General features: G+C 61.0%; 20 protein-coding genes and 4 tRNA genes. 2 read left to right on the forward strand and 22 right to left on the reverse strand.

Features of this window, described 5'->3' with window-relative positions; translation table 11 throughout:
- Nucleotides 1–7 precede the first annotated feature (7 nt).
- From HU722_RS19345 to HU722_RS19355, 3 genes are all read right to left on the reverse strand, one after another.
- Nucleotides 8–958, reverse strand: coding sequence for a DUF979 domain-containing protein (locus tag HU722_RS19345; protein ID WP_065874095.1), 951 nt, complete (start codon nt 956–958; stop codon nt 8–10).
- The gene (locus tag HU722_RS19350) at nt 955–1,671 is read right to left on the reverse strand and encodes a DUF969 domain-containing protein (protein WP_065874096.1); all 717 of its coding nucleotides are present in this window, start codon (nt 1,669–1,671) and stop codon (nt 955–957) included. Before HU722_RS19350 ends, HU722_RS19345 begins: the two co-directional genes overlap by 4 nt.
- 394 nt (nt 1,672–2,065) lie before the next feature.
- Nucleotides 2,066–2,142: transfer RNA gene (locus HU722_RS19355), tRNA-Val, on the reverse strand.
- A gap of 184 nt (nt 2,143–2,326) precedes the next feature.
- On the opposite strand from HU722_RS19355, the gene HU722_RS19360 reads away from it, so the two are divergent.
- Nucleotides 2,327–3,610, forward strand: coding sequence for an NAD(P)/FAD-dependent oxidoreductase (locus HU722_RS19360; RefSeq protein WP_065880889.1), 1,284 nt, complete (start codon nt 2,327–2,329; stop codon nt 3,608–3,610).
- A 160-nt stretch (nt 3,611–3,770) separates the two neighbouring features.
- Here HU722_RS19360 and HU722_RS19365 read toward each other — a convergent pair.
- From HU722_RS19365 to leuC, 19 genes are all read right to left on the reverse strand, one after another.
- Nucleotides 3,771–3,847: transfer RNA gene (locus tag HU722_RS19365), tRNA-Asp, on the reverse strand.
- A gap of 104 nt (nt 3,848–3,951) precedes the next feature.
- Nucleotides 3,952–4,028: transfer RNA gene (locus tag HU722_RS19370), tRNA-Asp, on the reverse strand.
- 55 nt (nt 4,029–4,083) lie between these two features.
- A tRNA-Val gene (locus HU722_RS19375) sits at nt 4,084–4,159 on the reverse strand.
- 107 nt (nt 4,160–4,266) lie between these two features.
- Nucleotides 4,267–5,031 (reverse strand): SDR family oxidoreductase, encoded by a 765-nt coding sequence (locus HU722_RS19380; protein ID WP_065874099.1) that lies wholly within the window; start codon nt 5,029–5,031, stop codon nt 4,267–4,269.
- An 11-nt stretch (nt 5,032–5,042) separates the two neighbouring features.
- On the reverse strand, nt 5,043–6,254 hold the full coding sequence (locus tag HU722_RS19385) for an O-succinylhomoserine sulfhydrylase (RefSeq protein ID WP_065880888.1): 1,212 nt from the start codon (nt 6,252–6,254) through the stop codon (nt 5,043–5,045).
- Nucleotides 6,255–6,319: 65 nt separating this feature from the next.
- Nucleotides 6,320–7,825: an amidophosphoribosyltransferase gene (purF, locus tag HU722_RS19390; RefSeq protein ID WP_049712337.1), complete on the reverse strand. Its 1,506-nt coding sequence runs from the start codon at nt 7,823–7,825 to the stop codon at nt 6,320–6,322.
- A gap of 41 nt (nt 7,826–7,866) precedes the next feature.
- Nucleotides 7,867–8,424 (reverse strand): CvpA family protein, encoded by a 558-nt coding sequence (locus tag HU722_RS19395; RefSeq protein WP_003234314.1) that lies wholly within the window; start codon nt 8,422–8,424, stop codon nt 7,867–7,869.
- Nucleotides 8,425–8,680: 256 nt separating this feature from the next.
- A complete protein-coding gene (locus tag HU722_RS19400; RefSeq protein ID WP_065874102.1) occupies nt 8,681–9,343 on the reverse strand; it encodes an SPOR domain-containing protein in 663 nt (220 codons plus the stop codon).
- Entirely contained in the window at nt 9,327–10,634 is a 1,308-nt protein-coding gene (gene folC / locus HU722_RS19405) for a bifunctional tetrahydrofolate synthase/dihydrofolate synthase (RefSeq protein WP_065890612.1), read from the reverse strand. Before folC ends, HU722_RS19400 begins: the two co-directional genes overlap by 17 nt.
- On the reverse strand, nt 10,631–11,551 hold the full coding sequence (accD, locus tag HU722_RS19410) for an acetyl-CoA carboxylase, carboxyltransferase subunit beta (protein WP_065880886.1): 921 nt from the start codon (nt 11,549–11,551) through the stop codon (nt 10,631–10,633). The genes folC and accD overlap by 4 nt, the downstream gene beginning before the upstream one ends.
- 244 nt (nt 11,552–11,795) lie before the next feature.
- Nucleotides 11,796–12,428, reverse strand: coding sequence for a phosphoribosylanthranilate isomerase (locus HU722_RS19415; protein WP_065880885.1), 633 nt, complete (start codon nt 12,426–12,428; stop codon nt 11,796–11,798).
- A 63-nt stretch (nt 12,429–12,491) separates the two neighbouring features.
- Entirely contained in the window at nt 12,492–13,316 is an 825-nt protein-coding gene (truA, locus tag HU722_RS19420) for a tRNA pseudouridine(38-40) synthase TruA (protein ID WP_065874106.1), read from the reverse strand.
- A 140-nt stretch (nt 13,317–13,456) separates the two neighbouring features.
- Entirely contained in the window at nt 13,457–16,003 is a 2,547-nt protein-coding gene (locus HU722_RS19425) for a FimV/HubP family polar landmark protein (RefSeq protein ID WP_065890611.1), read from the reverse strand.
- A gap of 161 nt (nt 16,004–16,164) precedes the next feature.
- Nucleotides 16,165–17,175, reverse strand: a complete 1,011-nt coding sequence (locus HU722_RS19430; RefSeq protein ID WP_065890610.1) for an aspartate-semialdehyde dehydrogenase — start codon at nt 17,173–17,175, stop codon at nt 16,165–16,167.
- Nucleotides 17,176–17,424: 249 nt separating this feature from the next.
- Nucleotides 17,425–18,537: an aspartate-semialdehyde dehydrogenase gene (gene asd, locus HU722_RS19435; RefSeq protein WP_032859466.1), complete on the reverse strand. Its 1,113-nt coding sequence runs from the start codon at nt 18,535–18,537 to the stop codon at nt 17,425–17,427.
- Between the two features lie 64 nt (nt 18,538–18,601).
- Nucleotides 18,602–19,684, reverse strand: coding sequence for a 3-isopropylmalate dehydrogenase (leuB, locus tag HU722_RS19440; RefSeq protein WP_003192555.1), 1,083 nt, complete (start codon nt 19,682–19,684; stop codon nt 18,602–18,604).
- Nucleotides 19,685–19,737: 53 nt separating this feature from the next.
- Nucleotides 19,738–20,502, reverse strand: a complete 765-nt coding sequence (locus HU722_RS19445; protein WP_065890609.1) for a class I SAM-dependent methyltransferase — start codon at nt 20,500–20,502, stop codon at nt 19,738–19,740.
- A 151-nt stretch (nt 20,503–20,653) separates the two neighbouring features.
- Nucleotides 20,654–21,298 (reverse strand): 3-isopropylmalate dehydratase small subunit, encoded by a 645-nt coding sequence (leuD, locus tag HU722_RS19450; RefSeq protein ID WP_065890608.1) that lies wholly within the window; start codon nt 21,296–21,298, stop codon nt 20,654–20,656.
- A gap of 10 nt (nt 21,299–21,308) precedes the next feature.
- Entirely contained in the window at nt 21,309–22,727 is a 1,419-nt protein-coding gene (gene leuC, locus HU722_RS19455; protein ID WP_049712328.1) for a 3-isopropylmalate dehydratase large subunit, read from the reverse strand.
- A 140-nt stretch (nt 22,728–22,867) separates the two neighbouring features.
- Between leuC and HU722_RS19460 the strand changes: the two genes are divergently transcribed.
- Nucleotides 22,868–23,758 (forward strand): LysR family transcriptional regulator, encoded by an 891-nt coding sequence (locus HU722_RS19460; RefSeq protein WP_065874116.1) that lies wholly within the window; start codon nt 22,868–22,870, stop codon nt 23,756–23,758.
- The last annotated feature ends 38 nt before the right edge of the window (nt 23,759–23,796 follow it).

The following is a 23,796-nucleotide window of genomic DNA, read 5'->3' on the forward strand; positions in this document are numbered from 1 at the left end:
CTCGACCTCACATCAACAGGTAAAGCAGTACGATATTGACCACCAGCATCATCAACGCGGTCGGCAACTGGGCCTTGATTACAGCGTTCTTGTCCGGCAACTCCAGTAACGCAGCCGGCACAATATTGAAGTTGGCGGCCATGGGCGTCATCAAGGTCCCGCAGTAGCCGGAGAACATGCCGATCGCTGCCATCACCGCCGGGTTACCGCCGTAGATTCCCACCAGTACCGGCACGCCGACGCCGCCGGTCATCACCGGGAACGCCGCAAAGCCGTTCCCCATGATCACCGTAAACAAGGCCATGCCCAACACGTAGACCATCACCGCCACCAACTTGAAATCCAGGTTGATATAGGTGGTAGTGACATGCGCTACAGCCGTGCCGACCCCAGCTTCGTTAAACAGCAAGCCGAGCATCGCCAGCATTTGCGGCAGCACCATGGCCCAGCCCAGGGCTTCTGTGAGGCGGCGGGATTCGCGCAAGGCTTGTACTGGCGTATCGCGGGTCAGCCAGCAGGCAAGGCCAAGGGCGATCAGGCAGCCGATACCGAGGGAGACGAAGGTGGTGTTTTTCGGGTCCAGCAGCGGTACGCCGCCGATTTCGGTGTGTTTGAGCAACACCGAGCCGATCACCGTGGTCAAGGGGATGGCCAGCGCCGGGATAAACAGTTTGTGACCCAGCCGACCGGCACTGGCACGCGAAGCCTTGTCATGCAGCTCGGCATGCTTGCCACGGCCGACGCCGCCCATGCCGGCGATCAATGCCATGACCACGACGCCGACACCGATAACCACCGACGGCAAACGCTCACCGATCAGGAACGGAATGGCGAACAACAACCAGAACAATGCACTGGACCAGCGCTTGGGATGGGTTTTGTCCATCACGATCATGCCCGCCGTGATCAGCAGCAGAACGCCGGCCAGCCAGTAGAGGTATTGAATGGAAATGATCATTGCGCGACCTCCACGGGTGTGGCGGCAGGCGTCATCTCACGGGTGAGCCTTCGGTCAAACCGGTGCAGGCGGATCGCATGGATGATAAACGCGCAGATCGCCGTAGGAATGCCCCACACCGCGATGTGCAGAGGTTCCACATCAATCCCTGAGCCGAGCAGGAAGGTGTGCATCAATGCGATGGCGCCAAAGGCGACAAAGATGTCTTCACCAAAAAACAGCCCGACGTTGTCTGTCGCGGCGCACATAGCTAACACTTTGTGGCGCAATTTGTCTGGTAGCTTGCCGTAGCGTTTTTCGGCGGCACCCTCGGCCATTGGAGCCAGTAACGGGCGCACCATCTGCGGGTGCCCGCCCAGACTGGTCAAGCCCATGGCGGCGGTGGATTCGCGCACAAACAGGTAGATGATCAACAAGCGCCCGACCGTGGCGCGCTCGAACCGTGCAATCCAGTTCTGCGCATGCAGGCGCAGCCCATGGCGCTCCAATAGGCCGATGACCGCCAGGGGCAATAACAGAATCAACTGCAGGGCTCGGGTCTGAAGAAAGCCATCGCCCATGGTGGCAAGGATTTTTTCCAGTGGGAAATGGGCGGCGAAACCGGTGGCGATAGCGGCGGCGGTGACCACCAGCAGAGGGTTGATGCGCAAGACAAAGCCAACCACGATCACAAGTACGCCGATCAACGGCCATAAGTTCACAACAGTTTGCATGGCGAAGAGGTCCTTTAGTGCGCGCTGCGGCGCCATTACAGCAGGATGTGAACAAAGGGCTCACAGCAAGAAGCGGCGTGCAGTCGGCTCGGTTTTTTATTGTTGACCCGGAAGGTCGAGCTTCAGTGGCGGCAACTTTGCTGCCTGGGGCGGGAGGTGTCCAACAAGAAAAATTGTTGCTGCAAACCAATAAATTTTGTGGGTGACTGACCTGTTGCTGCTTCAGATTTCCTTGGCGGTAGCGCCTGACGCTAGCGCTCCGTTTTCCAGCTTCCCTTCGTCCTTCACGCAGCGGGACGCGTCCTGCACGGCCATGGGCAAAAATCACAGGCAACAAAAAAGGGCCCACCTTTCGGTGAGCCCTTCTAGACCGCCCAGCAGAGCGGATTTTGTTTGGTAGGCGCGATTGGACTCGAACCAACGACCCCCACCATGTCAAGGTGGTGCTCTAACCAACTGAGCTACGTGCCTGCTGTGAGGCGGCATTCTACGGAATTCCGGAGGGGTGTCAACATCTTTTTTGCAGCTAACCCTATGAATATGCGAATTTTTTATTGGCGTGGAGCCCACCCGTGAATTTCGGGTGGCTGGCAGGCAATTTTCAACTCAGGTAGGATCGGCGCACTCGTAAAAAATATAAAACAGAGGTTCCAGGATGGCGAACACCCCCTATCCCCAGTCGTATTACGCCGCTTCCGCGAATACCGTTCCACCTCGCCCGGCACTGCAAGGCGAGGTCGAAACCGATGTGTGCGTGATTGGCGCCGGCTATACCGGCCTTTCCAGCGCGCTGTTTCTGCTGGAGAACGGTTTTCGCGTGACGGTACTGGAAGCCGCCAAGGTGGGGTTTGGCGCCTCGGGCCGCAACGGCGGGCAGATCGTTAACAGCTACAGCCGTGATATCGACGTGATCGAGCGTAGCGTCGGGCCGCAGCAGGCGCAATTGCTGGGGCAGATGGCGTTTGAGGGCGGCAGGATCATTCGTGAACGCGTCGCCAAGTATCAGATCCAGTGCGACCTGAAGGACGGCGGGGTATTCGCCGCGCTTAACAGCAAGCACATGGGCCACCTGGAGTCGCAAAAGCGCCTGTGGGAACGCTACGGCCACACGCAGCTGGAGTTGCTGGACGAACGCCGCATCCGCGAAGTGGTGGCCTGTGACAACTACGTCGGCGGTTTGCTGGACATGAGTGGCGGGCACATCCACCCGCTCAACCTGGCCTTGGGCGAAGCAGCAGCGGTTGAATCGCTGGGCGGAACGATCTACGAGCAATCGGCAGCAGTGCGCATCGAGCGCGGCGCAAACCCAGTGGTGCATACCGCCGAGGGCAAGGTCAGGGCCAAGTTCATCATCGTCGCGGGCAATGCCTACCTGGGCAACCTGGTACCGGAACTGGCCGCCAAATCAATGCCATGTGGCACGCAAGTCATCACCACGGCGCCGCTGGGCGATGACTTGGCGAAGACGTTGCTGCCACAGGATTACTGCGTCGAAGACTGTAACTATCTGCTCGACTACTACCGCCTCACCCGCGACAAGCGCCTGATCTTCGGGGGTGGCGTGGTGTATGGCGCACGCGACCCGGCAAACATCGAGGCAATCATCCGTCCGAAGATGCTCAAGGCCTTTCCGCAGCTCAAAGACGTGAAAATCGATTACGCCTGGACCGGCAATTTCCTGCTGACCTTATCGCGCTTGCCGCAAGTCGGTCGGCTGGGTGACAACATTTACTACTCGCAAGGCTGCAGCGGCCATGGCGTGACGTACACGCACCTGGCGGGCAAGGTACTGGCGGAGGCGCTGAGAGGCCAGGCAGAGCGTTTTGATGCGTTTGCGGACCTGCCGCACTACCCGTTCCCGGGTGGGCAACTGTTACGCACGCCGTTTGCGGCGCTGGGTGCCTGGTATTACGGGCTGCGAGATAAGCTGGGGTTCTGACCACATTTTAACCGTGGGAGCGGGCTTGCTCGCTCCCGCACCAAGCCAAATCCCAGACACAAAAAACCCCGGTCTTTCGACCAGGGTCTTTGCTATCGGATCAAAGTAGCCAGAGGCTTTCTTTGTGCTTCAAGGCGTTCAGTGGGCCTTGAGGCAGATATGGCGCAGCGGACGGGACTCGAACCCGCGACCCCCGGCGTGACAGGCCGGTATTCTAACCGACTGAACTACCGCTGCGTATCGCTTGACCAGTTGAATGTAAACCCTCAACTGTCTTTAAACATCTGATCGATCAGCCTTGGCTGTTCAATCTCAAGCCTGATAAATCAAGCCTGGAAATATGGCGCAGCGGACGGGACTCGAACCCGCGACCCCCGGCGTGACAGGCCGGTATTCTAACCGACTGAACTACCGCTGCGCGTCGGTGCAACCTTTAACGTTGCGTCTTGCCCTGGGGCAAAACTCTCAAGAAGTGGTGGGTGATGACGGGATCGAACCGCCGACCCTCTGCTTGTAAGGCAGATGCTCTCCCAGCTGAGCTAATCACCCTTTGCTTCGTTGAGGCCGCGAAATTTACGCAGATAGCGGACCTAAGTCAATAGCCCGCTTGAAGTTTTTCTGAAAAAGACAAAATTGCTTCAAGACAGCTACCGGCCCTACTCGCTGTAAATCATCTTCTTGCTCATGCCACCGTCCACCACAAACTCTTGCCCGGTGACAAACCCCGCTTGGCGCGACAGCAACCATGCCACCATCGCCGCCACGTCCTCGACCGTACCCACCCTGCCCGCCGGATGCTGGGCGTGATCGGTATCACTCAGCGGCTCGGCGCGACGGGCTGCGGGATCACGCGCATCGATCCAGCCTGGGCTGACCGCATTGACCCGCACTTCCGGCCCAAGGCTCATGGCCAGGGCGTGAGTCAGCGCCAGCAGGCCACCCTTGCTCGCCGCATAGGCTTCGGTGTCCGGCTCCGACTGACGCGCCCGGGTCGACGCCAGGTTGACGATGGCGCCACCATGCGCACGAAGATACGGAGCGCAGTGCTTGGCCAACAGCATCGGCCCACTGAGATTCACGGCCAACACTCGATTCCAGTAGGCCAGATCCAGGCTTTCCAGGGTAATGTTGCGCGGGTCGGCGACCGCCGCATTGCACACCAGCGCGTCCAGGCGCCCGAACTGCCCCAGCACTTCGGCGACGCCTTGGGCCACTTGCTTCTCGTCGGCGACATCCATGGTGATAAACCAGGCGTTTTCGCCCAGCACCTTGGACACCCTGGAACCGCGCTCGCGGTCCAGGTCGGTCAACACGACTTGCCAGCCTTCGCTGATCAGCCACGCGGCAATCCCGAGGCCAATGCCCCGCGCCGCGCCTGTCACCAGCGCGACACGCCCGTTACTGGCTGCCGCCGTGTCCATGGACCACTCGATCACAAGGCCGCCAGCCCGCGAGCCAGGTCAGCCTGCAAGTCGGCAACGTCTTCCAGGCCCACCGCAACGCGGATCAGGCTGTCACGGATACCCGCCGCCTCGCGCTCCTGTGGCGCCAGGCGCCCATGGGAGGTGGTGCTCGGGTGAGTAATGGTGGTCTTGCTGTCACCCAGGTTGGCAGTGATGGAGATCAGGCGAGTGGCATCGATAAAGCGCCAGGCGCCGTCTTTGCCGCCCTTCACTTCGAAGCTCACCACGGCACCGAAACCACGCTGCTGGCGCTGGGCCAACTCGTGTTGCGGGTGGCTCTTGAGACCGGCGTAGTGCACTTTCTCGATACCGTCCTGTTGCTCCAACCACTCGGCCAGCGCTTGGGCGTTGGCGCAATGGGCCTTCATACGCAGGCTGAGGGTTTCCAGGCCTTTGAGGAAGATCCAGGCATTGAACGGGCTCAAGGTCGGGCCAGCGGTGCGCAGGAAGCCGACGACTTCTTTCATCTGCTCACTGCGACCGGCGACCACACCGCCCATGCAACGACCCTGGCCGTCGATGAACTTGGTGGCCGAGTGCACGACAATGTCCGCGCCCAGCTTCAACGGCTGTTGCAACGCCGGGGTGCAGAAGCAATTGTCGACCACCAGCATCGCGCCCTTGGCGTGAGCGACTTCGGCCAACGCGGCGATATCCACCAGCTCAGCCAAAGGGTTGGATGGCGACTCGACGAACAGCAACTTGGTGTTGGCCTTGATCGCCGCGTCCCAGCCGGACAGGTCCGCCAGAGGCACGTAGTCCACTTCGATGCCAAAACGTTTGAAGTACTTTTCGAACAGGCTGATGGTCGAGCCAAACACGCTGCGCGACACCAGCACGTGGTCGCCAGCACTGCACAGGCTCATCACCACCGCCAGGATTGCCGCCATGCCGGTCGCCGTGGCCACCGCCTGCTCAGCACCTTCAAGCGCCGCGATACGTTCTTCGAACGCGCGCACGGTCGGGTTGGTGTAACGCGAATAGACGTTACCCGGCACTTCGCCAGCAAAGCGCGCAGCGGCGTCGGCCGCCGTGCGGAACACGTAGCTGGACGTGAAAAACATCGGATCACCGTGCTCACCTTCCGGCGTGCGGTGTTGGCCGGCGCGCACAGCCAGGGTATCGAAAGCTACGCCATCGAGGTCGCTGTCCAACCGACCGGCATCCCATTCCTGACTCATGCTGCCACTCCTTACTCAATTCTTTATTTAAGATACAAAACCGGCCCCTCAGGGCCGGTTGTCACTCAGTTGTTGTACAGATCGATGATCGCGCTGACCGCCTGCGTCTTGATCTTCGACGAGTCATTACGCGCCTGCTCGATCTTGTTCAGGTAGGCCTCGTCGACATCCCCGGTCACGTACTTGCCGTCGAACACGGCGCAGTCGAACTGGTCGATCTTGATCTTGCCACCGCCGACCGCTTCGATCAGGTCCGGCAGGTCCTGATAGATCAGCCAATCCGCGCCGATCAGGTCGGCAACGTCCTGGGTCGAACGGTTGTGGGCGATCAATTCATGGGCGCTCGGCATGTCGATACCGTACACGTTCGGGTAACGCACGGCAGGCGCGGCGGAACAGAAGTACACGTTCTTCGCGCCGGCTTCGCGGGCCATCTGGATGATCTGCTTGCAGGTGGTGCCACGCACGATGGAGTCATCCACCAGCATCACGTTCTTGCCGCGGAACTCCAGCTCGATCGCATTGAGCTTCTGGCGAACCGACTTCTTGCGCGCCGCCTGGCCCGGCATGATGAAGGTACGGCCGATGTAGCGGTTTTTCACGAAGCCTTCGCGGAACTTGACGCCCAGGTGGTTGGCCAATTCCAGCGCAGCGGTACGGCTGGTGTCCGGAATCGGGATTACCACGTCGATGTCATGCTCAGGACGCTCGCGCAGGATCTTCTCGGCGAGCTTCTCGCCCATGCGCAGGCGTGCCTTGTACACCGAAACACCGTCGATGATCGAGTCCGGACGCGCCAGGTAGACGTGTTCGAAAATGCACGGGGTGAGTTTCGGCGCCACGGCGCACTGGCGGGTGTGCAGCTTGCCGTCTTCGGTGATGTACACCGCTTCACCTGGCGCGAGGTCGCGAATCAAGGTGAAGCCCAGCACATCCAGGGACACGCTTTCGGAGGCGATCATGTACTCGACGCCTTCGTCGGTGTGACGCTGGCCGAACACAATCGGGCGAATGCCGTGCGGGTCGCGGAAGCCGACGATGCCATAACCGGTGATCATGGCGACCACGGCGTAACCACCGACGCAACGGTTGTGCACGTCAGTCACGGCAGCGAACACATCTTCTTCGGTCGGCTGCAGCTTGCCACGCTGGGCCAGCTCGTGGGCAAACACGTTGAGCAGCACTTCCGAGTCGGAGTTGGTGTTGACGTGGCGCAGGTCAGATTCGTAAATCTCCTTGGCCAACTGTTCAACGTTGGTCAGGTTACCGTTGTGCGCCAGCGTGATGCCGTAAGGCGAGTTGACGTAAAACGGCTGAGCTTCGGCCGACGTCGAGCTGCCGGCAGTCGGGTAACGCACATGGCCAATGCCCATGTGCCCGACCAGGCGCTGCATGTGACGCTGGTGGAACACGTCACGTACCAGGCCATTGTCCTTGCGCAGGAATAACCGGCCGTCGTGGCTGGTCACAATACCGGCAGCGTCCTGGCCGCGGTGCTGGAGGACGGTTAGCGCGTCATACAGCGCCTGATTGACGTTCGACTTACCGACGATACCGACGATGCCACACATGCGACGCAACCCCTACTTAATGAATCTTGACTGAACACAACTTACTGAGGCGTTTTGGCCGGTAAGAGGTGTTCCTTGAACGGAAGATCAGCGGGTACGCTGATTCCGCTGGCCAGCCACTGACTGCTCCACCCCAGAATGAGGTTCTTGGACCAATCTGCAACCAATAGAAATTTTGGCACGAGTACCGACTCCTGCCACCATGCATCCTGCTGTACCGGCCCCAGGCTCAACAGCCCGACCGCCACGACCACCAGCAACGCGCCACGGGCAGCGCCGAAGGCCATGCCGAGAAATCGATCGGTCCCGGAGAGGCCGGTGACACGTATCAACTCGCCAATAAGATAATTGACCATTGCCCCCACCAGCAGCGTGGCGATGAACATGATGGCGCAGCCCGCGATGACGCGAGCCGAAGGTGTCTCGATGTATCCGGCCAGGTAGACCGACAATGAGCCGCCGAACATCCAGGCTACGACTCCTGCGATGATCCAGGTCAGCAACGACAGCGCTTCTTTTACGAAGCCGCGGCTTAGACTGATCAAAGCGGAGATGGCGACAATTGCAACAATCGCCCAATCAACCCAGGTAAATGGCACAGTGCAGCCTACGGACAGATGAGGCGGCGCATTTTAGCAGAGCGCTGGGCTGTCGGTAAGCTGTGATTGCGGCTGCTTTGCAAATCAATAGTTTGTGGCAAGCCAACGCGATTTCAAGCCACCACAAAACAAATGTGGGAGCTGGCTTGCCTGCGATGGGGCCGGCACATTCAACATCTCTGTTGATTAGCCCACCGTCATCGCAGGCAAGCCAGCCCCCACACTTGGCTTGCATTCCAACCAGAGGCTGGCGGTATCAGCCGCGCTCAGGCTGGAAACGGGTGACAAAACCCTTCAGGTTCTGCTGGCGATCCAGCAAGTCCCGCAGGCGATCCGCCTCTGCACGCTCGATCAGCGGCCCGATAAACACGCGGTTCTTGCCGTCGGCGCTGCGGATATAGGCGTTATAGCCCTGGCTACGCAGCTTTTTTTGCAACGCGTCGGCGCCTTCACGGTTGCCCAGGCTGGCCACTTGAATCGACCAACTGATCGGCAAGCCATTCGGATCGATACGACTCTGGCCCACATCAGGCTTGCCTGGTGCGGCGGGTTGCGGTGCTACCGGCTTGGGCGCGGGTGCAGGCGCGACGGGCTTGGCAGCCGCGACCGGCGCAGCGGGTGCTGGCTTGACCACTGGCACGCTGGGTTGCACCGGCATTGACGGTGCTTGCTGCGCGGCCACTTCATCATCGGTCGGCACAGGTTCTTCTTCCGGCAACGCCTGAGGCTCAGGCACCACCACCGGCTCCACCTGAACCTGCGGCACCGCCGGGGCTTGTGGCGCGGCCGGAGCCTCAACCACCACCTGACGCTCTTCGTCCTGGCGAGAAAACAGCATCGGCAGGAAAATCACCGCCAGCGCTACCAGAACCAAGGCTCCGACCATTCGCTGCTTGTATGCGCTATCCAGTAATGCCATGTGCAGCTTCCTCCGTGGAGCGCCGGGCTAACCACTCAAGCGCCTCGGCAACGCAATAAAATGACCCGAACAATAGAATTTCATCGTCGGGTGTGGCAACGGCGCACTGCGCTTCAAGGGCCTCGGTGACGCTTGCATATGACGCCACAGGTGCACCAAGGTTCTGCAAGGCCAGTTCCAGCTCAGCAGCCGGGCGACTGCGCGAAGTATCCAGCGGCGCCACAGCCCAGGCCTGGACACTGCCCAACAAGGGCGCGACCACGCCATCCAGGTCCTTATCCGCCAGCAGACCGAATACGGCAAGGCGACGACCGACCGGCGGCGTGCGTGACAGGCGCCGCGCCAGGTACTCGGCCGCATGGGGGTTATGTCCCACATCCAACAGCAAGTTCAGGCGCTTGCCCTGCCATTCGAACGCACGACGATCCAGGCGCCCTACCACGCGGGTAGCCAGCAATGTGGCAGCAATCTGCTCGGCATTCCACGGCAGATCCAGCAGCAGATAGGCTTGCAGCGCGAGCGCGGCGTTTTCCATTGGCAGGTTCAATAGCGGCAGGTCACGCAGTTCCACCGCCTGGCCACGGGCATCGCGCCCACGCCATTGCCAGTGCTGTTCACCGATCTCAAGATTGAATTCGCGGCCGCACAGGAAGAACGGGCAATCCAGCTCGCGCACCTTGTCCAGCAAGGTGTGCGGCGGATCCAGGTCACCACACAGCGCAGGCTTGCCCTGGCGGAAGATCCCGGCTTTTTCATAAGCCACAGACTCACGAGTGTTTCCCAGGTAGTCAGCGTGGTCCACGCCAATGCTGGTAACCAGCGCTAGGTCGGCATCCACCACGTTAACCGTGTCCAGACGCCCGCCCAGACCGACTTCCAGCACCACCACATCCAGTTGCGCACGCTCAAACAGCCAGAACGCCGCCAGGGTGCCAATCTCGAAGTAAGTCAGGGAAGTTTCGCCTCGGCCCGCATCGAGTGCAGCGAAGGCTTCGCAGAGTTGCGCATCAGTGGCTTCGACGCCATTGAGTTGCACCCGCTCGTTGTAACGCAGCAGGTGCGGGGAACTGTAGACGCCGACTTTCAGCCCTTGGGCCTGCAGCAGCGCCGCGACAAAGGCACAGGTAGAGCCTTTGCCGTTGGTGCCGGTTACCGTAATCACGCGCGGTGCCGGACGGCCCAACCCGAGGCGGGCCGCTACCTGTTGCGAGCGCCCCAGACCCATGTCGATGGCGGACGGATGCAACTGCTCAAGGTAGGCAAGCCATTCGCCCAGGGTGCGCTGGGTCATAGGTTTGCTGGCACCGGCGGCACCACGATCGGCTCGACTTTAGGCGCGACGTAGACAGGCGTCGGCAGGCCCATCATTTGCGCCAACAGGTTGCCCAGGCGCGGGCGCAGCTCACTGCGTGGGATGATCAGGTCGATAGCACCGTGCTCCAGCAGGAACTCGCTGCGCTGGAAACCTTCCGGCAGCTTTTCGCGTACGGTTTGCTCGATCACGCGCGGGCCGGCAAAGCCGATCAGGGCCTTTGGCTCGCCAACGATCACATCACCCAGCATTGCCAGGCTGGCGGAAACACCGCCATAGACCGGGTCAGTGAGCACGGAGATGAACGGAATGCCTTCTTCGCGAAGACGCGCCAGTACCGCGGAGGTCTTGGCCATTTGCATCAGGGAAATCAAGGCTTCCTGCATACGAGCCCCACCGGAGGCGGCGAAGCAGATCATCGGGCAACGGTTTTCCAGGGCATAGTTGGCCGCGCGGACAAAGCGCTCACCGACGATGGCACCCATGGACCCGCCCATGAAGGAGAACTCAAACGCCGATACCACGACTGGCATGCCGAGCAATTTGCCGCTGACGGAAATCAGCGCGTCTTTCTCGCCGGTCTGCTTCTGCGCACCGACCAAGCGGTCCTTGTACTTCTTGCTGTCACGGAACTTGAGACGGTCAACCGGCTCCAGGTCAGCGCCCAGCTCGTTGCGGCCATCAGCATCCAGGAAAATGTCGATGCGGGCGCGCGCGCCGATACGCATGTGGTGGTTGCACTTGGGGCAAACGTCCAGGGTCTTTTCAAGCTCGGGGCGATACAGCACCGCGTCGCAGGATGGGCACTTGTGCCACAGACCTTCAGGAACCGAGCTTTTCTTCACCTCGGAACGCATGATCGAAGGGATCAGTTTGTCTACTAACCAGTTGCTCATGCTTTCTTTCTCCAGTACCGGTGGCTTGAACACAGCCCCGCGTATGCCCTTGAGCTAAATTCATAAGTGGCGATGACACATGCTGGACGGGGTCAGACGTTCGACCGGCCATTTCCCGCATGTACCCTCAGCCTTCCAGACAACCTGCCAGCGCAGGGTTGCCACTTTATTTCCGAGCCACCCACAGGCGGCGCCGGGCTGTTTTACACAGTGGTAGTTATGGACGGCGGCAGACTGCCAGCCGTCACATCCCACCACCGCTGTTGCGCACGGCCCGCATGAATGCGCGAATCTTGTTGTGATCCTTGATGCCCTTGGCCTGCTCTACCCCACCACTGACATCCACGGCATAAGGCCGAACCTGTTCGATCGCGGCCGCGATATTCGCAGGGTTGAGCCCGCCAGCCAGGATGATCGGCTTGCTCAAACCTTCGGGAATCAGCGACCAATCAAACGCTTCGCCGGTACCGCCGGGCACGCCTTCGACGTAGGTGTCGAGCAGAATCCCGCGAGCGCCATCATAGTCGGCACACGCCGCCGCGATGTCATCCCCGGCCTTGACTCGCAACGCCTTGATATACGGGCGCTGGTAGCTTTCACATTCTTCCGCCGTTTCGTCGCCATGGAACTGCAACATGTCCAACGGTACGGCATCCAAGGTTTCGTTGAGCTCACACCGGCTGGCGTTGACGAACAGACCCACGGTGGTCACGAACGGCGGCAATGCGGCAATGATCGCCCGCGCCTGCAACACATTCACCGCCCGCGGGCTCTTGGCGTAAAACACGAAACCGATGGCATCCGCGCCTGCCTCGACTGCCGCCAGCGCGTCTTCTATGCGGGTAATCCCGCAAATCTTGCTGCGAACGGCTGACATGTCGTGAAAACCTCGGGGTTGGAACCAGAAAGTCCCGGATGGTAACAAAAGCTTTTCCGGGCGTCAGCCGCCAAGTTCGCTGAAACCTGTGAGGAAGTGTGGCCCGATGAAACGTTCCGGCAATTCGAACTCGTCGCGGTACTCCACATCCACCAGGTACAGGCCGAACGGATGTGCCGTGACCCCGCCCGTGCGGCGGATGCGGCTTTCCAGTACTTCCTTGGCCCACTCCACCGGGCGCTCGCCCGTGCCGATGGTCATCAGCACCCCGGCAATGTTTCGAACCATATGGTGCAGGAAGGCCCCGGCGCGGATATCCAGCACAATCATCTTGCCGTGTCGGGTCACCCGCAGGTGGTGGACTTCCTTGATCGGCGACTTGGCCTGGCACTGGCCGGCACGAAAGGCACTGAAGTCATGCACGCCCACCAGGTGCTGCGCAGCTTCGGCCATGCGCTCAGCGTCCAACGGGCGGTGGTTCCAGGTAATTTCTTCGTTGAGGTGCGCCGGGCGGATCTGATCGTTGTAGATCACGTAGCGATAACGCCGGGCGATCGCCTTGAAGCGCGCATGAAAGTGCGCCGGCATCACCTTGGCCCAGCTGACACTGACGTCATGGGGCAGATTGATGTTGGCGCCCATCACCCACGCTTTCATTGACCGTTCAGCCTGGGTGTCGAAGTGCACCACCTGGCCGCAGGCGTGCACGCCTGCGTCGGTGCGCCCGGCACACATCAGCGATACCGGTGAATCGGCGACTTTGGACAGGGCCTTTTCCAGGGTTTCCTGCACCGTCAGCACACCGGAGGCCTGGCGCTGCCAGCCGCGATAGCGCGAGCCTTTGTATTCCACGCCAAGGGCGATGCGGTAAAAGCCTGCGGCCGCCATTTCGGCGGCCGCGTTATCTATATTTGCCAAGAACTGAGAGCCTGATGAGTTGCGCAGAGGGGTCATTATGCCGGTTTGTGCGGGAGCCCACAAAAGCAAAACGGCGCCCCGAAGGGCGCCGCTGCTTTAACAATTGACGATCACGCCAGCCGGCCGAGCATTTCCTTGGCCTCGCCACGCTGGGTCTCATCACCTTCGGTCAGCACTTCAGAGAGGATGTCCCGCGCGCCGTCCGCATCGCCCATGTCGATATAGGCTTGGGCCAGGTCGAGCTTGGTCGCCACCTCATCCGTGCCGGAGAGGAAGTCGAATTCCGGCTCATCGTCGCCCAGCGCAGCGTCTTCCGCAGTAAAGGACGGCTCGATGGACGGATGTTCCAGGCTCTGGGACAGGCGATCCAGCTCGGCATTGACATCATCGAGCTCCGACGCAAAAGCATCAGGCTTGGCGCTTGCTTGCGGCTCATCGGCCAGGGACAGGTCGAAATCTTCCGGCAGATCGAAATCGTCCAGCGCCGCAGGGGTCAGGGTCGGCGGCTCGACAGCAGGCACGTCCTTCATCTGCTCTTCCAGGCCCGAGAGGAAGTCATCATCGGATTGCGCCGAAGCCGGTGCATCAGGTTGCAGGTCCAGGTCAAAGTCCGAAAGGTCATCCGGAGCGGCGTTGGCTTCGGTCTGTTGCTGCAGAAGCGACTCGAATGTCTGCTGATCGCCCTTGACCTCAGCCGGGGATGCCTCTTCCAGATCGTCCAGGCTCAAATCGAAATCGGTGTCGAAGGCCTCTGGCGCAGGCTCAGTCGGCTTGTCTTCGAGCAAATCCTTGACGTATTGAGCGTCCAGAGCGGCGGCGGCAACCGCAGCGCTGACGCCCGCCGCCAACACGGCCATGGCCGGGAAGCGGCTTTTGAGCTGCTCGACCTGGGCGTGGTTTTCACCATTGGCTACCAGCTGACGCTCTTGGGTGACGAAGCCGTCCTTGTCGTTTTGCAGGCCGTAGACTTCCATCAGCTTCAAACGCAGGTCGCTGCGCTTGGGCTCATGCTTGATTGCCTGCTGCAGCACATCGGCGGCCTGGTTCAGGTGGCCACGGTCGATATGGGATTGGGCCTGGGCCAGCGAATCGCTGGAGTTTGCCGGGGCGACAGCAACAGCCAGCGGCGCAAGTACAGAGGCAACGGTCGGCACAACAACTGCCGGCTCAACGACTGGGGCCGCCGCTGGAGCAGCGGCCAACTTGACGCTTGGCGGCGGCACTTCCAGGCCTTCGAAACTGTCCGGCGGCAGGTCGTGGTCGATGTTGGAGGTGAACTCCGGCTCTTCAGCCAGGGCCCGCGCCATGCGCAGGTGCTTTTCCTCTTCGCGGCGAGCATTGCGATGGCGCGCCCACAGCAGCAGGAGCAACAGCACCAACAAAATAGCCGCACCGCCGAGCACGCCGAGCACGACGGGGTTCGTCAGCAAGTCGTTGAATTTGCCCTCGGTGGTGGCAGGCGCTGCATCCGTCTTGACCGGTTCAGCCGCTGGCACAGGCGCTGCTGTCGCTGCATCGGGCACTGCCGGGGCTGCAGCCGGCTCACCTGCCAACTGAGCGGGCATTGCTGCAGTGGCCGGAGCGACCGGAGCGCCCTTTTCAGCCTGTAAACGGGCAAGCTGATCGTTTTTCAGTTGAATCAGTTTTTGCAGCTTGTCCAACTGGCTTTGCAGGTCGGCCGCGCGGCTTTTCAGCTCTTCGTTGTCGCGACGGGTAGTGTCCAGTTGCTCCTGGGTCATCGCCAGTTTGTCGCTCAGTACCGCGCTGTCGCCAGCCTTGCCTTTGGCGCCCTTCTTGGCCGCTTCGGCCGAAACCAAGCTCAAGTTGTCCTTAGCGTTGGTACTCGCTGGCGCGTTGCCAGCTTGGGTGCGCTTGGTGGCGTCCAGTTGCTGCTTGCCCGCCGCAGGGTTGGTGGCGACGCGCCGGCCCTGGCGCCAGGCGGCATTCTGCGCGCGGACTTCGGCTATCGCCTGAGGTTGTGGCAGCGCGGTGCTTTCTACGGTATCCGGCAGGCGCAGGACCTGGCCGGTTTTCAGGCGGTTGATATTGCCGTCGATAAACGCGTCCGGGTTGAGCGCCTGGATCGCCAGCATGGTCTGCTGGACCGAGCCGCCATTGCGATTCTTCGCGGCAATTTCCCACAAGGTGTCGCGGGGAGTGGTGGTGTGCTGCGCCGCTTTGCTCACGGCTGGCGCGGTGCTGGCCAGCGCAGCCACACGCGGGGCAGGTGCGGCGGCCGTCGGTGCCGGCTGGTCGAACTTGGCCGGGTCGAGCAATACGCTGTAATCGCGCATCAAACGGCCATTGGGCCATTGCACCTGCAGCAGGAAGCGTACGTAGGAGTCCGGCAGCGGCTTGCTTGAGGTGACACGCACCACGCTGCGGCCGTTGGGATTGACCACCGGGGTAAACGTCAGGTCATTGAGGAACGCCTGGCGATCGACGCCCGCATCCACAAACGCCTGGGATGAGGCCAGGCTCGGCGTGATCTCTGAAGCCGTGAGGCCACCGACATCGAGCAATTCGATCTCCACCGCCAACGGCTGGTTCAACTTCGACTTGAGGGTCATCTCCCCCAGCTGCAGCGCCTGCGCCATACCGGAGGACAGCGCCGAGGCGGCCGCTATTGCTAACACCAGTTTGCGAACTTGAACCATAGCCTCATCCTTTGTTTGAACACTCCCCGGCCTGCGAGAAGGTTGGTAACCGCTGCCATAAGGCATGGCGAGCCGATAGGTTACCGACGCGCTTCTGTTCTGCTTTGGGCCAAGCATAGCGCCTGGCTAGAATCAATCTACAAATTGCCGCCAAGTATCTTTTACACAAGGTCTTTTATCAACAACTGCGCCAGCTGTACGGCGTTCAGTGCGGCGCCTTTGCGTACGTTATCTGACGTCAGCCACAGATTTAGTTCCGCCGAGTCATCCACGCCCCTGCGGACCCGCCCTACATAAATAACATCCTGGCCTACTGCGTCGCCCACTGCGGTGGGATAGTCGCCCTCGTCCACAAGCTCTATACCTGGCGCTGCGTCGAGTGCGCGGGTCACGGCGGCGAGATCGACCGCTGCGCCCAGTTGCAGAGACACAGTCAGGCTATCGCCAAAAAACACCGGGGCTTGAACGCACGTTGCGGAAATCTTTAGCAAAGGTAATTCCAGCACTGCACGCAGTTCATGGACCAGGCGCTTTTCCAAGGCTGTATGACCCTGGGCGTCTGGCGTGCCGACTTGCGCCAACACATTGAAGGCCACCTGACGATCAAAGAACGTCGGTTCCAGCGGGCGCATGTTCAGCAGCTCGGCGGTTTGCCGTGCCAGCTCGCTGACCGCCTCACGCCCCTGGGCCGACATCGCCAGGTTGGCGGTGACGCTCACGCGCTGGATATCCAGCAGGCCACGCAAGGGCGTCAGGACCACCGCCAGGTTGGTCGCCGACGGGCTTGGGCTGCCGAGTTGGAACGGTTTTACCAGGCCATCAAGCACATGGGCGTTGGCTTCCGGCACCACTTGCGGCGCTTGCGCGGCCGGCAAGGCGCCAGACAAGTCGATCACCGAGCAACCCGCCGCCGTGGCACGCGGGGCGAAACTCAAGGTCACCGCCGGCCCCGCCGCAAAAAACGCCAGCTGCACTTTGCTGAAGTCGAACTCATCGACTTCCCTCACCCGCACGTTCTTGCCGCGAAACGGCACGGACGCGCCAGCCGAGTTGTTGCCCGCCAGCAAATGCAGGGTGCCCACCGGGAAGCTCAACTCTTCAAGGATCTGCACCAGGGTTTCGCCAACGGTGCCGGTGGCGCCGATTACGGCGATATCAAAGGTCTGGGTCATGGGGGCTGCCTCGGGCATTGCGGGGGAGCGGCACTTTACCGGGTGGTGGGGGGTGAGGCAATTAACCCAGCTTTTGTGGTGTGGCTGATGGCCCCTTCGCGAGCAAGCCCGCTCCAACATTCGACCGAGTTTCGTCAGTTGAAATGCAATCAAATGTGGGAGCTGGCTTGCCTGCGATAGCGCCCGAAAGAACAATAAAAAACCCGCGCCTGTCACCAGAACGCGGGTTTCTCATCTTGCCTCAAGCGATCAACGCTCCAGCAAAATCCGCAACATACGACGCAACGGCTCAGCCGCGCCCCACAGCAGTTGGTCACCAACGGTGAACGCGCCCAGGTACTGGGTACCCATGTTCAGCTTACGCAGACGCCCCACCGGTACATTCAGGGTGCCGGTGACCTTGGTCGGGCTCAGCTCCTGCATGCTGATATCACGGTTGTTCGGCACCAGCTTGACCCATGGGTTGTGCTGGCTGATCAGCCCTTCGATATCGGCAATCGGCACGTCTTTGTTCAGTTTGATGGTCAGCGCCTGGCTGTGGCAGCGCATCGCGCCGATACGCACGCAGATGCCATCCACCGGGATCGGGCTCTTGAAGCGACCGAGGATCTTGTTGGTCTCGGCTTGGGCCTTCCACTCTTCGCGGCTCTGGCCGTTCGGCAGTTCTTTGTCGATCCATGGGATCAGGCTGCCAGCCAATGGCACGCCGAAGTTCTCGGTCGGGTACGCATCGCTGCGCATGGCTTCGGCCACACGACGGTCGATATCGAGGATCGCACTGGCCGGGTCCGCCAGTTGATCGGCGACGGCTGCGTGGGTGGCGCCCATTTGCTTGATCAGTTCACGCATGTTCTGCGCGCCGGCACCGGAGGCCGCCTGATAGGTCATGGCACTCATCCACTCGACCAGGCCGGCTTCAAACAAACCGCCCAGGCCCATCAGCATCAGGCTGACGGTGCAATTGCCGCCGATGTAGTTCTTGGTGCCGGCGTCCAGTTGCTGGTCGATGACCTTGCGGTTCACTGGGTCCAGAACGATTACCGCATCATCCTGCATGCGCAGGCTCGAGGCGGCGTCGATCCAGTAACCCTGCCAGCCGGCTTCGCGCAGCTTGGGGAAGACTTCGCTGGTGTAGTCGCCACCCTGACAGGTCAGAATCACGTCGAGGGTCTTCAGCTCTTCAATGTTGTAGGCGTCTTTGAGCGGGGCAATATCCTTGCCCACGGACGGCCCTTGGCCACCCACGTTCGAAGTGGTGAAAAACACCGGCTCAATAAGATCGAAATCCTGCTCTTCCAGCATCCGCTGCATGAGCACGGAACCGACCATACCGCGCCAACCGATCAGACCTACACGTTTCATCGCAACTACACCTTGTTAAAAAGTGGGCCGCCTTGCAGCAACAACTGCAAGCGGGCCCGAGAGATTACAGATTCCGCAGCGCGGCGACTACTGCGTCGCCCATTTCTTGCGTACCGACCTTGGTGCAACCCTGCGACCAGATGTCGCCAGTGCGTAAACCCTGGTCCAGCACCAGGCTCACGGCTTTCTCGATGGCGTCTGCGGCGTCGCCCAGGTTGAAGCTGTAACGCAGCATCATCGACACTGACAGAATCGTCGCCAGCGGGTTGGCAATGCCCTGGCCCGCGATGTCCGGCGCCGAGCCGTGGCAAGGCTCGTACATGCCCTTGTTGTTGGTGTCCAGGGACGCCGACGGCAGCATGCCGATGGAACCGGTGAGCATCGACGCCTGGTCGGACAGGATGTCGCCGAACAGGTTGTCGGTGACGATCACGTCGAACTGCTTCGGCGCGCGCACCAGTTGCATGGCGGCGTTGTCGACGTACATGTGGCTCAGTTCGACGTCCGGGTAGTCCTTGGCCACTTCTTCGACGATTTCGCGCCACAGCTGGCTGGAAGCCAATACGTTGGCTTTATCCACCGAGCAAACCTTTTTGCCACGCACGCGGGCCATGTCGAAGCCGACACGGGCGATACGGCGGATTTCGCTCTCGCTGTACGGCAGTGTGTCGTAGGCCTGGCGCTCACCATTCTCCAACTCACGCACGCCGCGTGGCGAGCCGAAATAGATACCGCCGGTCAGCTCACGCACGATCAGGATATCCAGGCCCGCCACCACTTCCGGTTTGAGGCTCGAGGCATCGGCCAGTTGCGGATAGAGGATCGCCGGGCGCAGGTTGCCGAACAGGCCCAGTTGCGCGCGGATTTTCAGCAGGCCGCGCTCAGGGCGGATGTCACGTTCGATCTTGTCCCATTTCGGGCCACCCACGGCGCCGAGCAGTACGGCGTCAGCCGCGCGGGCGCGGTCCAGGGTTTCGTCGGCCAGCGGCACGCCGTGCTTGTCGATGGCCGCGCCGCCGATCACGTCGTGGCTCAGCTCAAAGCCCAGGCTGTACTTGCTGTTGGCGAGTTCCAGGACCTTGACCGCTTCGGCCATGATTTCCGGACCAATACCGTCGCCAGGGAGAATCAGAATCTGCTTGCTCATGCGTTCCTCATTTCATCAAGCGACCCGCCCGTGGGCAGGTCGGGAAAAATCAATCAGCGTTCAGCCCAGACCACCAGCACATCGGTGCTGAAGGTGCCGTCGGCTTGAATTTCGTAATAGTCGCGCACTTCCTGGCCCATCGCCGTTTGCAGCTCAAGGATTGCGGCGCGCGATACCTCTGGCGTGCGCATGCGCTCGACCCACGAGGTGTATTCCAGGCGCAGGCGCTGACGGCTGCTGTTGCGTACGTGCAAACCGGCTTCGCTGAGCTGGCGCATCCATTCGGCGGCGGAGTAATCGCGCACGTGGCTGGTGTCGCGCAGTACTTCGACGGTTTGCAGGTAAGTGTCCAACAGCGGGCTGCCCGGTGACAAGACGTCCACGAAGGCCACCACGCCGCCTGGCTTGAGCACCCTGCGCACTTCACGCAGGGCCAGGCCAAGGTCGCTCCAGTGGTGGGCCGAATAGCGGCTGAACACGAAGTCGAACTCGCCGTCGGCGAACGGCAGGCGTTCAGCGGCGCCCTGTACGGTGCGGATGTTGTCCAGGCCGCGTTCTACAGCTGCGCCGGCAACTACGTCGAGCATCTGCTGGGAAAGGTCGTAGGCCACGACTTCTTTGACCAGCGGCGCCACATTGAAACTCACATGACCGGCGCCGCAGCCCAAATCCAGCAGTCGCGCACTGCCCTGCCCGGCCAGTTCGGCCTGGAGCAGCGCGAATTCGGTGCCTTGGGCGTGCACGGCACTGCTCAGGTAGGCCGAGGCTTGCTCGCCGAATTGTTTTTGCACGACTTGGGTGTGGGCGGTGGTGGTCATGGTGGTTTTCCTTGGGTTTTGGGGTGTTGGTACGGGCGCTATCGCAGCGATGCGGCGACCCGACAAGCCAGCTCCCACACTTGACCGTGTTCACAGGTCAAAATGTGGGAGCGGGCTTGCCCGCGATGGGGCACGCACGGCCTACCTCATATCAGGCATCACCAAACAACCAAGGCTGGCCAGCCCGGTGCTTGGCCTCAAACGCCGCAATCGCATCCCCGTCCTGCAAGGTCAGGCCAATGTCATCCAGGCCGTTGATCAGGCAGTGCTTACGGAACGCGTCGACTTCAAAGTGATACACCTTGCCGTCCGGACGGGTCACGGTTTGCGCGGCCAGGTCGACGGTCAGCTGGTAGCCCTCCTCGGCTTCCACTTGTTTGAACAGTTCGTCGACTTCGTCATCGGTGAGGATGATCGGCAACAAGCCGTTCTTGAAGCTGTTATTGAAGAAGATGTCGGCATAGCTCGGCGCGATGATGCTGCGAAAGCCATATTCTTCCAGCGCCCACGGCGCGTGTTCACGGCTGGAGCCGCAGCCGAAGTTTTCCCGGGCGAGCAACACGCTGGCGCCTTGGTAGCGTTCGGCGTTGAGCACGAAGTCCTTGTTCAACGGACGCTTGGAGTTGTCCTGGTAGGCATAGCCCACGTCCAGGTAGCGCCACTCGTCGAACAGGTTCGGGCCGAAACCGGTGCGCTTGATCGACTTCAAGAACTGCTTGGGGATGATCTGGTCGGTGTCCACGTTGGCACGGTCCAACGGCGCGACTAAACCTGTGTGTTGTGTAAAAGCACGCATCGGGTATTCCTCAGATCAATTCGCGAACGTCGATGAAACGACCGTTGACGGCAGCCGCAGCGGCCATGGCCGGGCTGACCAGGTGGGTGCGCCCACCGGCACCCTGGCGCCCTTCGAAGTTACGGTTGGAGGTGGACGCGCAATGCTCGCCCGACTCCAAACGGTCCGGGTTCATCGCCAGGCACATCGAACAGCCCGGCTCACGCCATTCAAAGCCGGCCTCGAGGAAGATCTTGTCCAGGCCTTCCGCCTCGGCTTGCGCCTTCACCAGGCCCGAACCTGGCACCACGATGGCTTGCTTGATGGTCGAAGCGACTTTGCGGCCTTTGGCGATCACCGCTGCGGCGCGCAAGTCTTCGATCCGAGAGTTGGTGCAGGAACCGATAAACACGCGATCCAGCTGAATATCGGTAATCGCCTGGTTGGCTTTCAGACCCATGTACTTCAAGGCGCGCTCGATGGAACCGCGCTTGACCAGGTCGGCTTCTTTGGCCGGGTCTGGCACGTTCTGATCGACGGCCAGAACCATTTCCGGCGAAGTGCCCCAGCTGACTTGCGGCTTGATCTGGGCAGCGTCGAGCTCAACCACAGTGTCGAACACTGCATCGGCGTCGGACACCAGGTCTTTCCAGGCTTCGACCGCAGCGTCCCAGTCAGCACCTGCTGGTGCGAACGGACGGCCTTTGACGTATTCGACGGTCTTCTCGTCCGCCGCCACCATGCCCACGCGGGCACCGGCTTCGATGGACATGTTGCAGATGGTCATGCGGCCTTCGATGGACAGGTCGCGAATCGCACTGCCAGCGAACTCGATGGCATGGCCGTTACCGCCGGCGGTGCCGATCTTGCCGATTACCGCCAGCACGATGTCTTTAGCGGTCACGCCGAACGGCAATTTGCCCTCAACGCGCACCAGCATGTTCTTCATCTTTTTGGCGACCAGGCACTGGGTGGCGAACACATGCTCCACCTCGGACGTGCCAATGCCGTGGGCCAGGGCGCCAAACGCGCCGTGAGTGGAGGTATGGGAGTCGCCGCAAACCACGGTCATGCCCGGCAAGGTCGCGCCCTGCTCCGGGCCGATCACGTGGACGATGCCTTGACGCACGTCATTCATCTTGAATTCGGTGATGCCATATTCGTCGCAGTAATCGTCGAGGGTCTGCACCTGCAAACGCGACACGGTGTCGACGATGGCGTCGATGCCGCCCTTGCGCTCAGGGGTGGTCGGTACGTTGTGGTCCGGGGTAGCGATGATCGAGTCGACGCGCCAGGGCTTGCGCCCGGCCAGTCGCAGGCCTTCGAACGCTTGGGGCGAGGTCACTTCATGGATGATGTGACGGTCGATATAGATCAGCGACGAACCATCGTCGCGCCGTTTCACTTCATGGGAATCCCAAAGCTTGTCGTAAAGCGTTTTGCCGGCCATCAGTCGGTCCTCATCATCGGTGCTTCTATACGCCGGGCTTTTCAATAACCCTTTGGCTTGTGAGGCTGATGGTATGGCGCTACATTAAATAACTCAAATTCATATTTTTTATGCTTTGGATTACCAACTGGAATACCACCATGGACCTGGCCAACCTCAATGCTTTTATCGCCATCGCCGAGACTGGCAGCTTCTCCGGCGCCGGTGAACGCCTGCACCTGACCCAACCCGCCATCAGCAAACGCATTGCCGGCCTGGAGCAACAACTAAAGGTACGATTGTTCGACCGCCTGGGCCGAGAAGTCGGCCTGACGGAAGCTGGACGGGCCCTGCTGCCGCGCGCCTATCAGATCCTCAATGTGCTGGACGACACGCGCCGCGCACTCACTAACCTGACCGGTGAAGTCAGCGGCCGCCTGACCCTGGCCACCAGTCACCATATCGGCCTGCACCGCCTGCCGCCTGTGCTGCGCACCTTTACCCGGGAATACCCGAATGTGGCGCTGGATATTCAGTTCCTCGATTCGGAAGTGGCCTACGAAGAAATCCTCCACGGCCGCGCCGAAGTGGCGGTCATTACCCTGGCGCCGGATCCGCATAATCTCGTACGTGCTACCCCGGTGTGGGACGACCCGCTGGATTTCGTGGTGGCGCCGGAGCACAGCCTGATCAGCAATGGCCGCGTCAACCTGGCCGATATCGCCGGCCACCCCGCGGTTTTCCCGGGCGGCAACACCTTTACTCACCATATTGTCAGCCGGCTATTCGAGGCCCAGGGCCTCACGCCGAATATCGCAATGAGCACTAACTATTTGGAAACTATCAAGATGATGGTGTCGATCGGCCTGGCCTGGAGCGTTTTACCGCGCACCATGCTCGATGAGCAGGTGGCAAGTATCGCTTTGCCGGGCATACAGCTCAGTCGCCAGCTAGGCTATATCGTGCACACCGAAAGGACGCTGTCGAACGCTGCGCGGGCTTTCATGAGCCTATTGGATGCACAGGTCGATCTGCCAGGGATACCGGCATGACACTGTGCGGCCTCAAGGTCTGAAAGAAACCGCGCTTA

The organism is Pseudomonas tritici, assembly GCF_014268275.3.
Lineage (GTDB): Bacteria > Pseudomonadota > Gammaproteobacteria > Pseudomonadales > Pseudomonadaceae > Aquipseudomonas > Aquipseudomonas tritici.

Coding starts and splice junctions, on each gene's coding strand:
- HU722_RS19345 (WP_065874095.1), bottom strand. CDS start 958: ATGATCATTTCCATTCAATACCTCTACTGGCTGGCCGGCGTTCTGCTG.
- HU722_RS19350 (WP_065874096.1), bottom strand. CDS start 1,671: ATGCAAACTGTTGTGAACTTATGGCCGTTGATCGGCGTACTTGTGATC.
- HU722_RS19360 (WP_065880889.1), top strand. CDS start 2,327: ATGGCGAACACCCCCTATCCCCAGTCGTATTACGCCGCTTCCGCGAAT.
- HU722_RS19380 (WP_065874099.1), bottom strand. CDS start 5,031: ATGGACACGGCGGCAGCCAGTAACGGGCGTGTCGCGCTGGTGACAGGC.
- HU722_RS19385 (WP_065880888.1), bottom strand. CDS start 6,254: ATGAGTCAGGAATGGGATGCCGGTCGGTTGGACAGCGACCTCGATGGC.
- purF (WP_049712337.1), bottom strand. CDS start 7,825: ATGTGTGGCATCGTCGGTATCGTCGGTAAGTCGAACGTCAATCAGGCG.
- HU722_RS19400 (WP_065874102.1), bottom strand. CDS start 9,343: ATGGCATTACTGGATAGCGCATACAAGCAGCGAATGGTCGGAGCCTTG.
- folC (WP_065890612.1), bottom strand. CDS start 10,634: ATGACCCAGCGCACCCTGGGCGAATGGCTTGCCTACCTTGAGCAGTTG.
- accD (WP_065880886.1), bottom strand. CDS start 11,551: ATGAGCAACTGGTTAGTAGACAAACTGATCCCTTCGATCATGCGTTCC.
- HU722_RS19415 (WP_065880885.1), bottom strand. CDS start 12,428: ATGTCAGCCGTTCGCAGCAAGATTTGCGGGATTACCCGCATAGAAGAC.
- truA (WP_065874106.1), bottom strand. CDS start 13,316: ATGGCGGCCGCAGGCTTTTACCGCATCGCCCTTGGCGTGGAATACAAA.
- HU722_RS19425 (WP_065890611.1), bottom strand. CDS start 16,003: ATGGTTCAAGTTCGCAAACTGGTGTTAGCAATAGCGGCCGCCTCGGCG.
- HU722_RS19430 (WP_065890610.1), bottom strand. CDS start 17,175: ATGACCCAGACCTTTGATATCGCCGTAATCGGCGCCACCGGCACCGTT.
- asd (WP_032859466.1), bottom strand. CDS start 18,537: ATGAAACGTGTAGGTCTGATCGGTTGGCGCGGTATGGTCGGTTCCGTG.
- leuB (WP_003192555.1), bottom strand. CDS start 19,684: ATGAGCAAGCAGATTCTGATTCTCCCTGGCGACGGTATTGGTCCGGAA.
- HU722_RS19445 (WP_065890609.1), bottom strand. CDS start 20,502: ATGACCACCACCGCCCACACCCAAGTCGTGCAAAAACAATTCGGCGAG.
- leuD (WP_065890608.1), bottom strand. CDS start 21,298: ATGCGTGCTTTTACACAACACACAGGTTTAGTCGCGCCGTTGGACCGT.
- leuC (WP_049712328.1), bottom strand. CDS start 22,727: ATGGCCGGCAAAACGCTTTACGACAAGCTTTGGGATTCCCATGAAGTG.
- HU722_RS19460 (WP_065874116.1), top strand. CDS start 22,868: ATGGACCTGGCCAACCTCAATGCTTTTATCGCCATCGCCGAGACTGGC.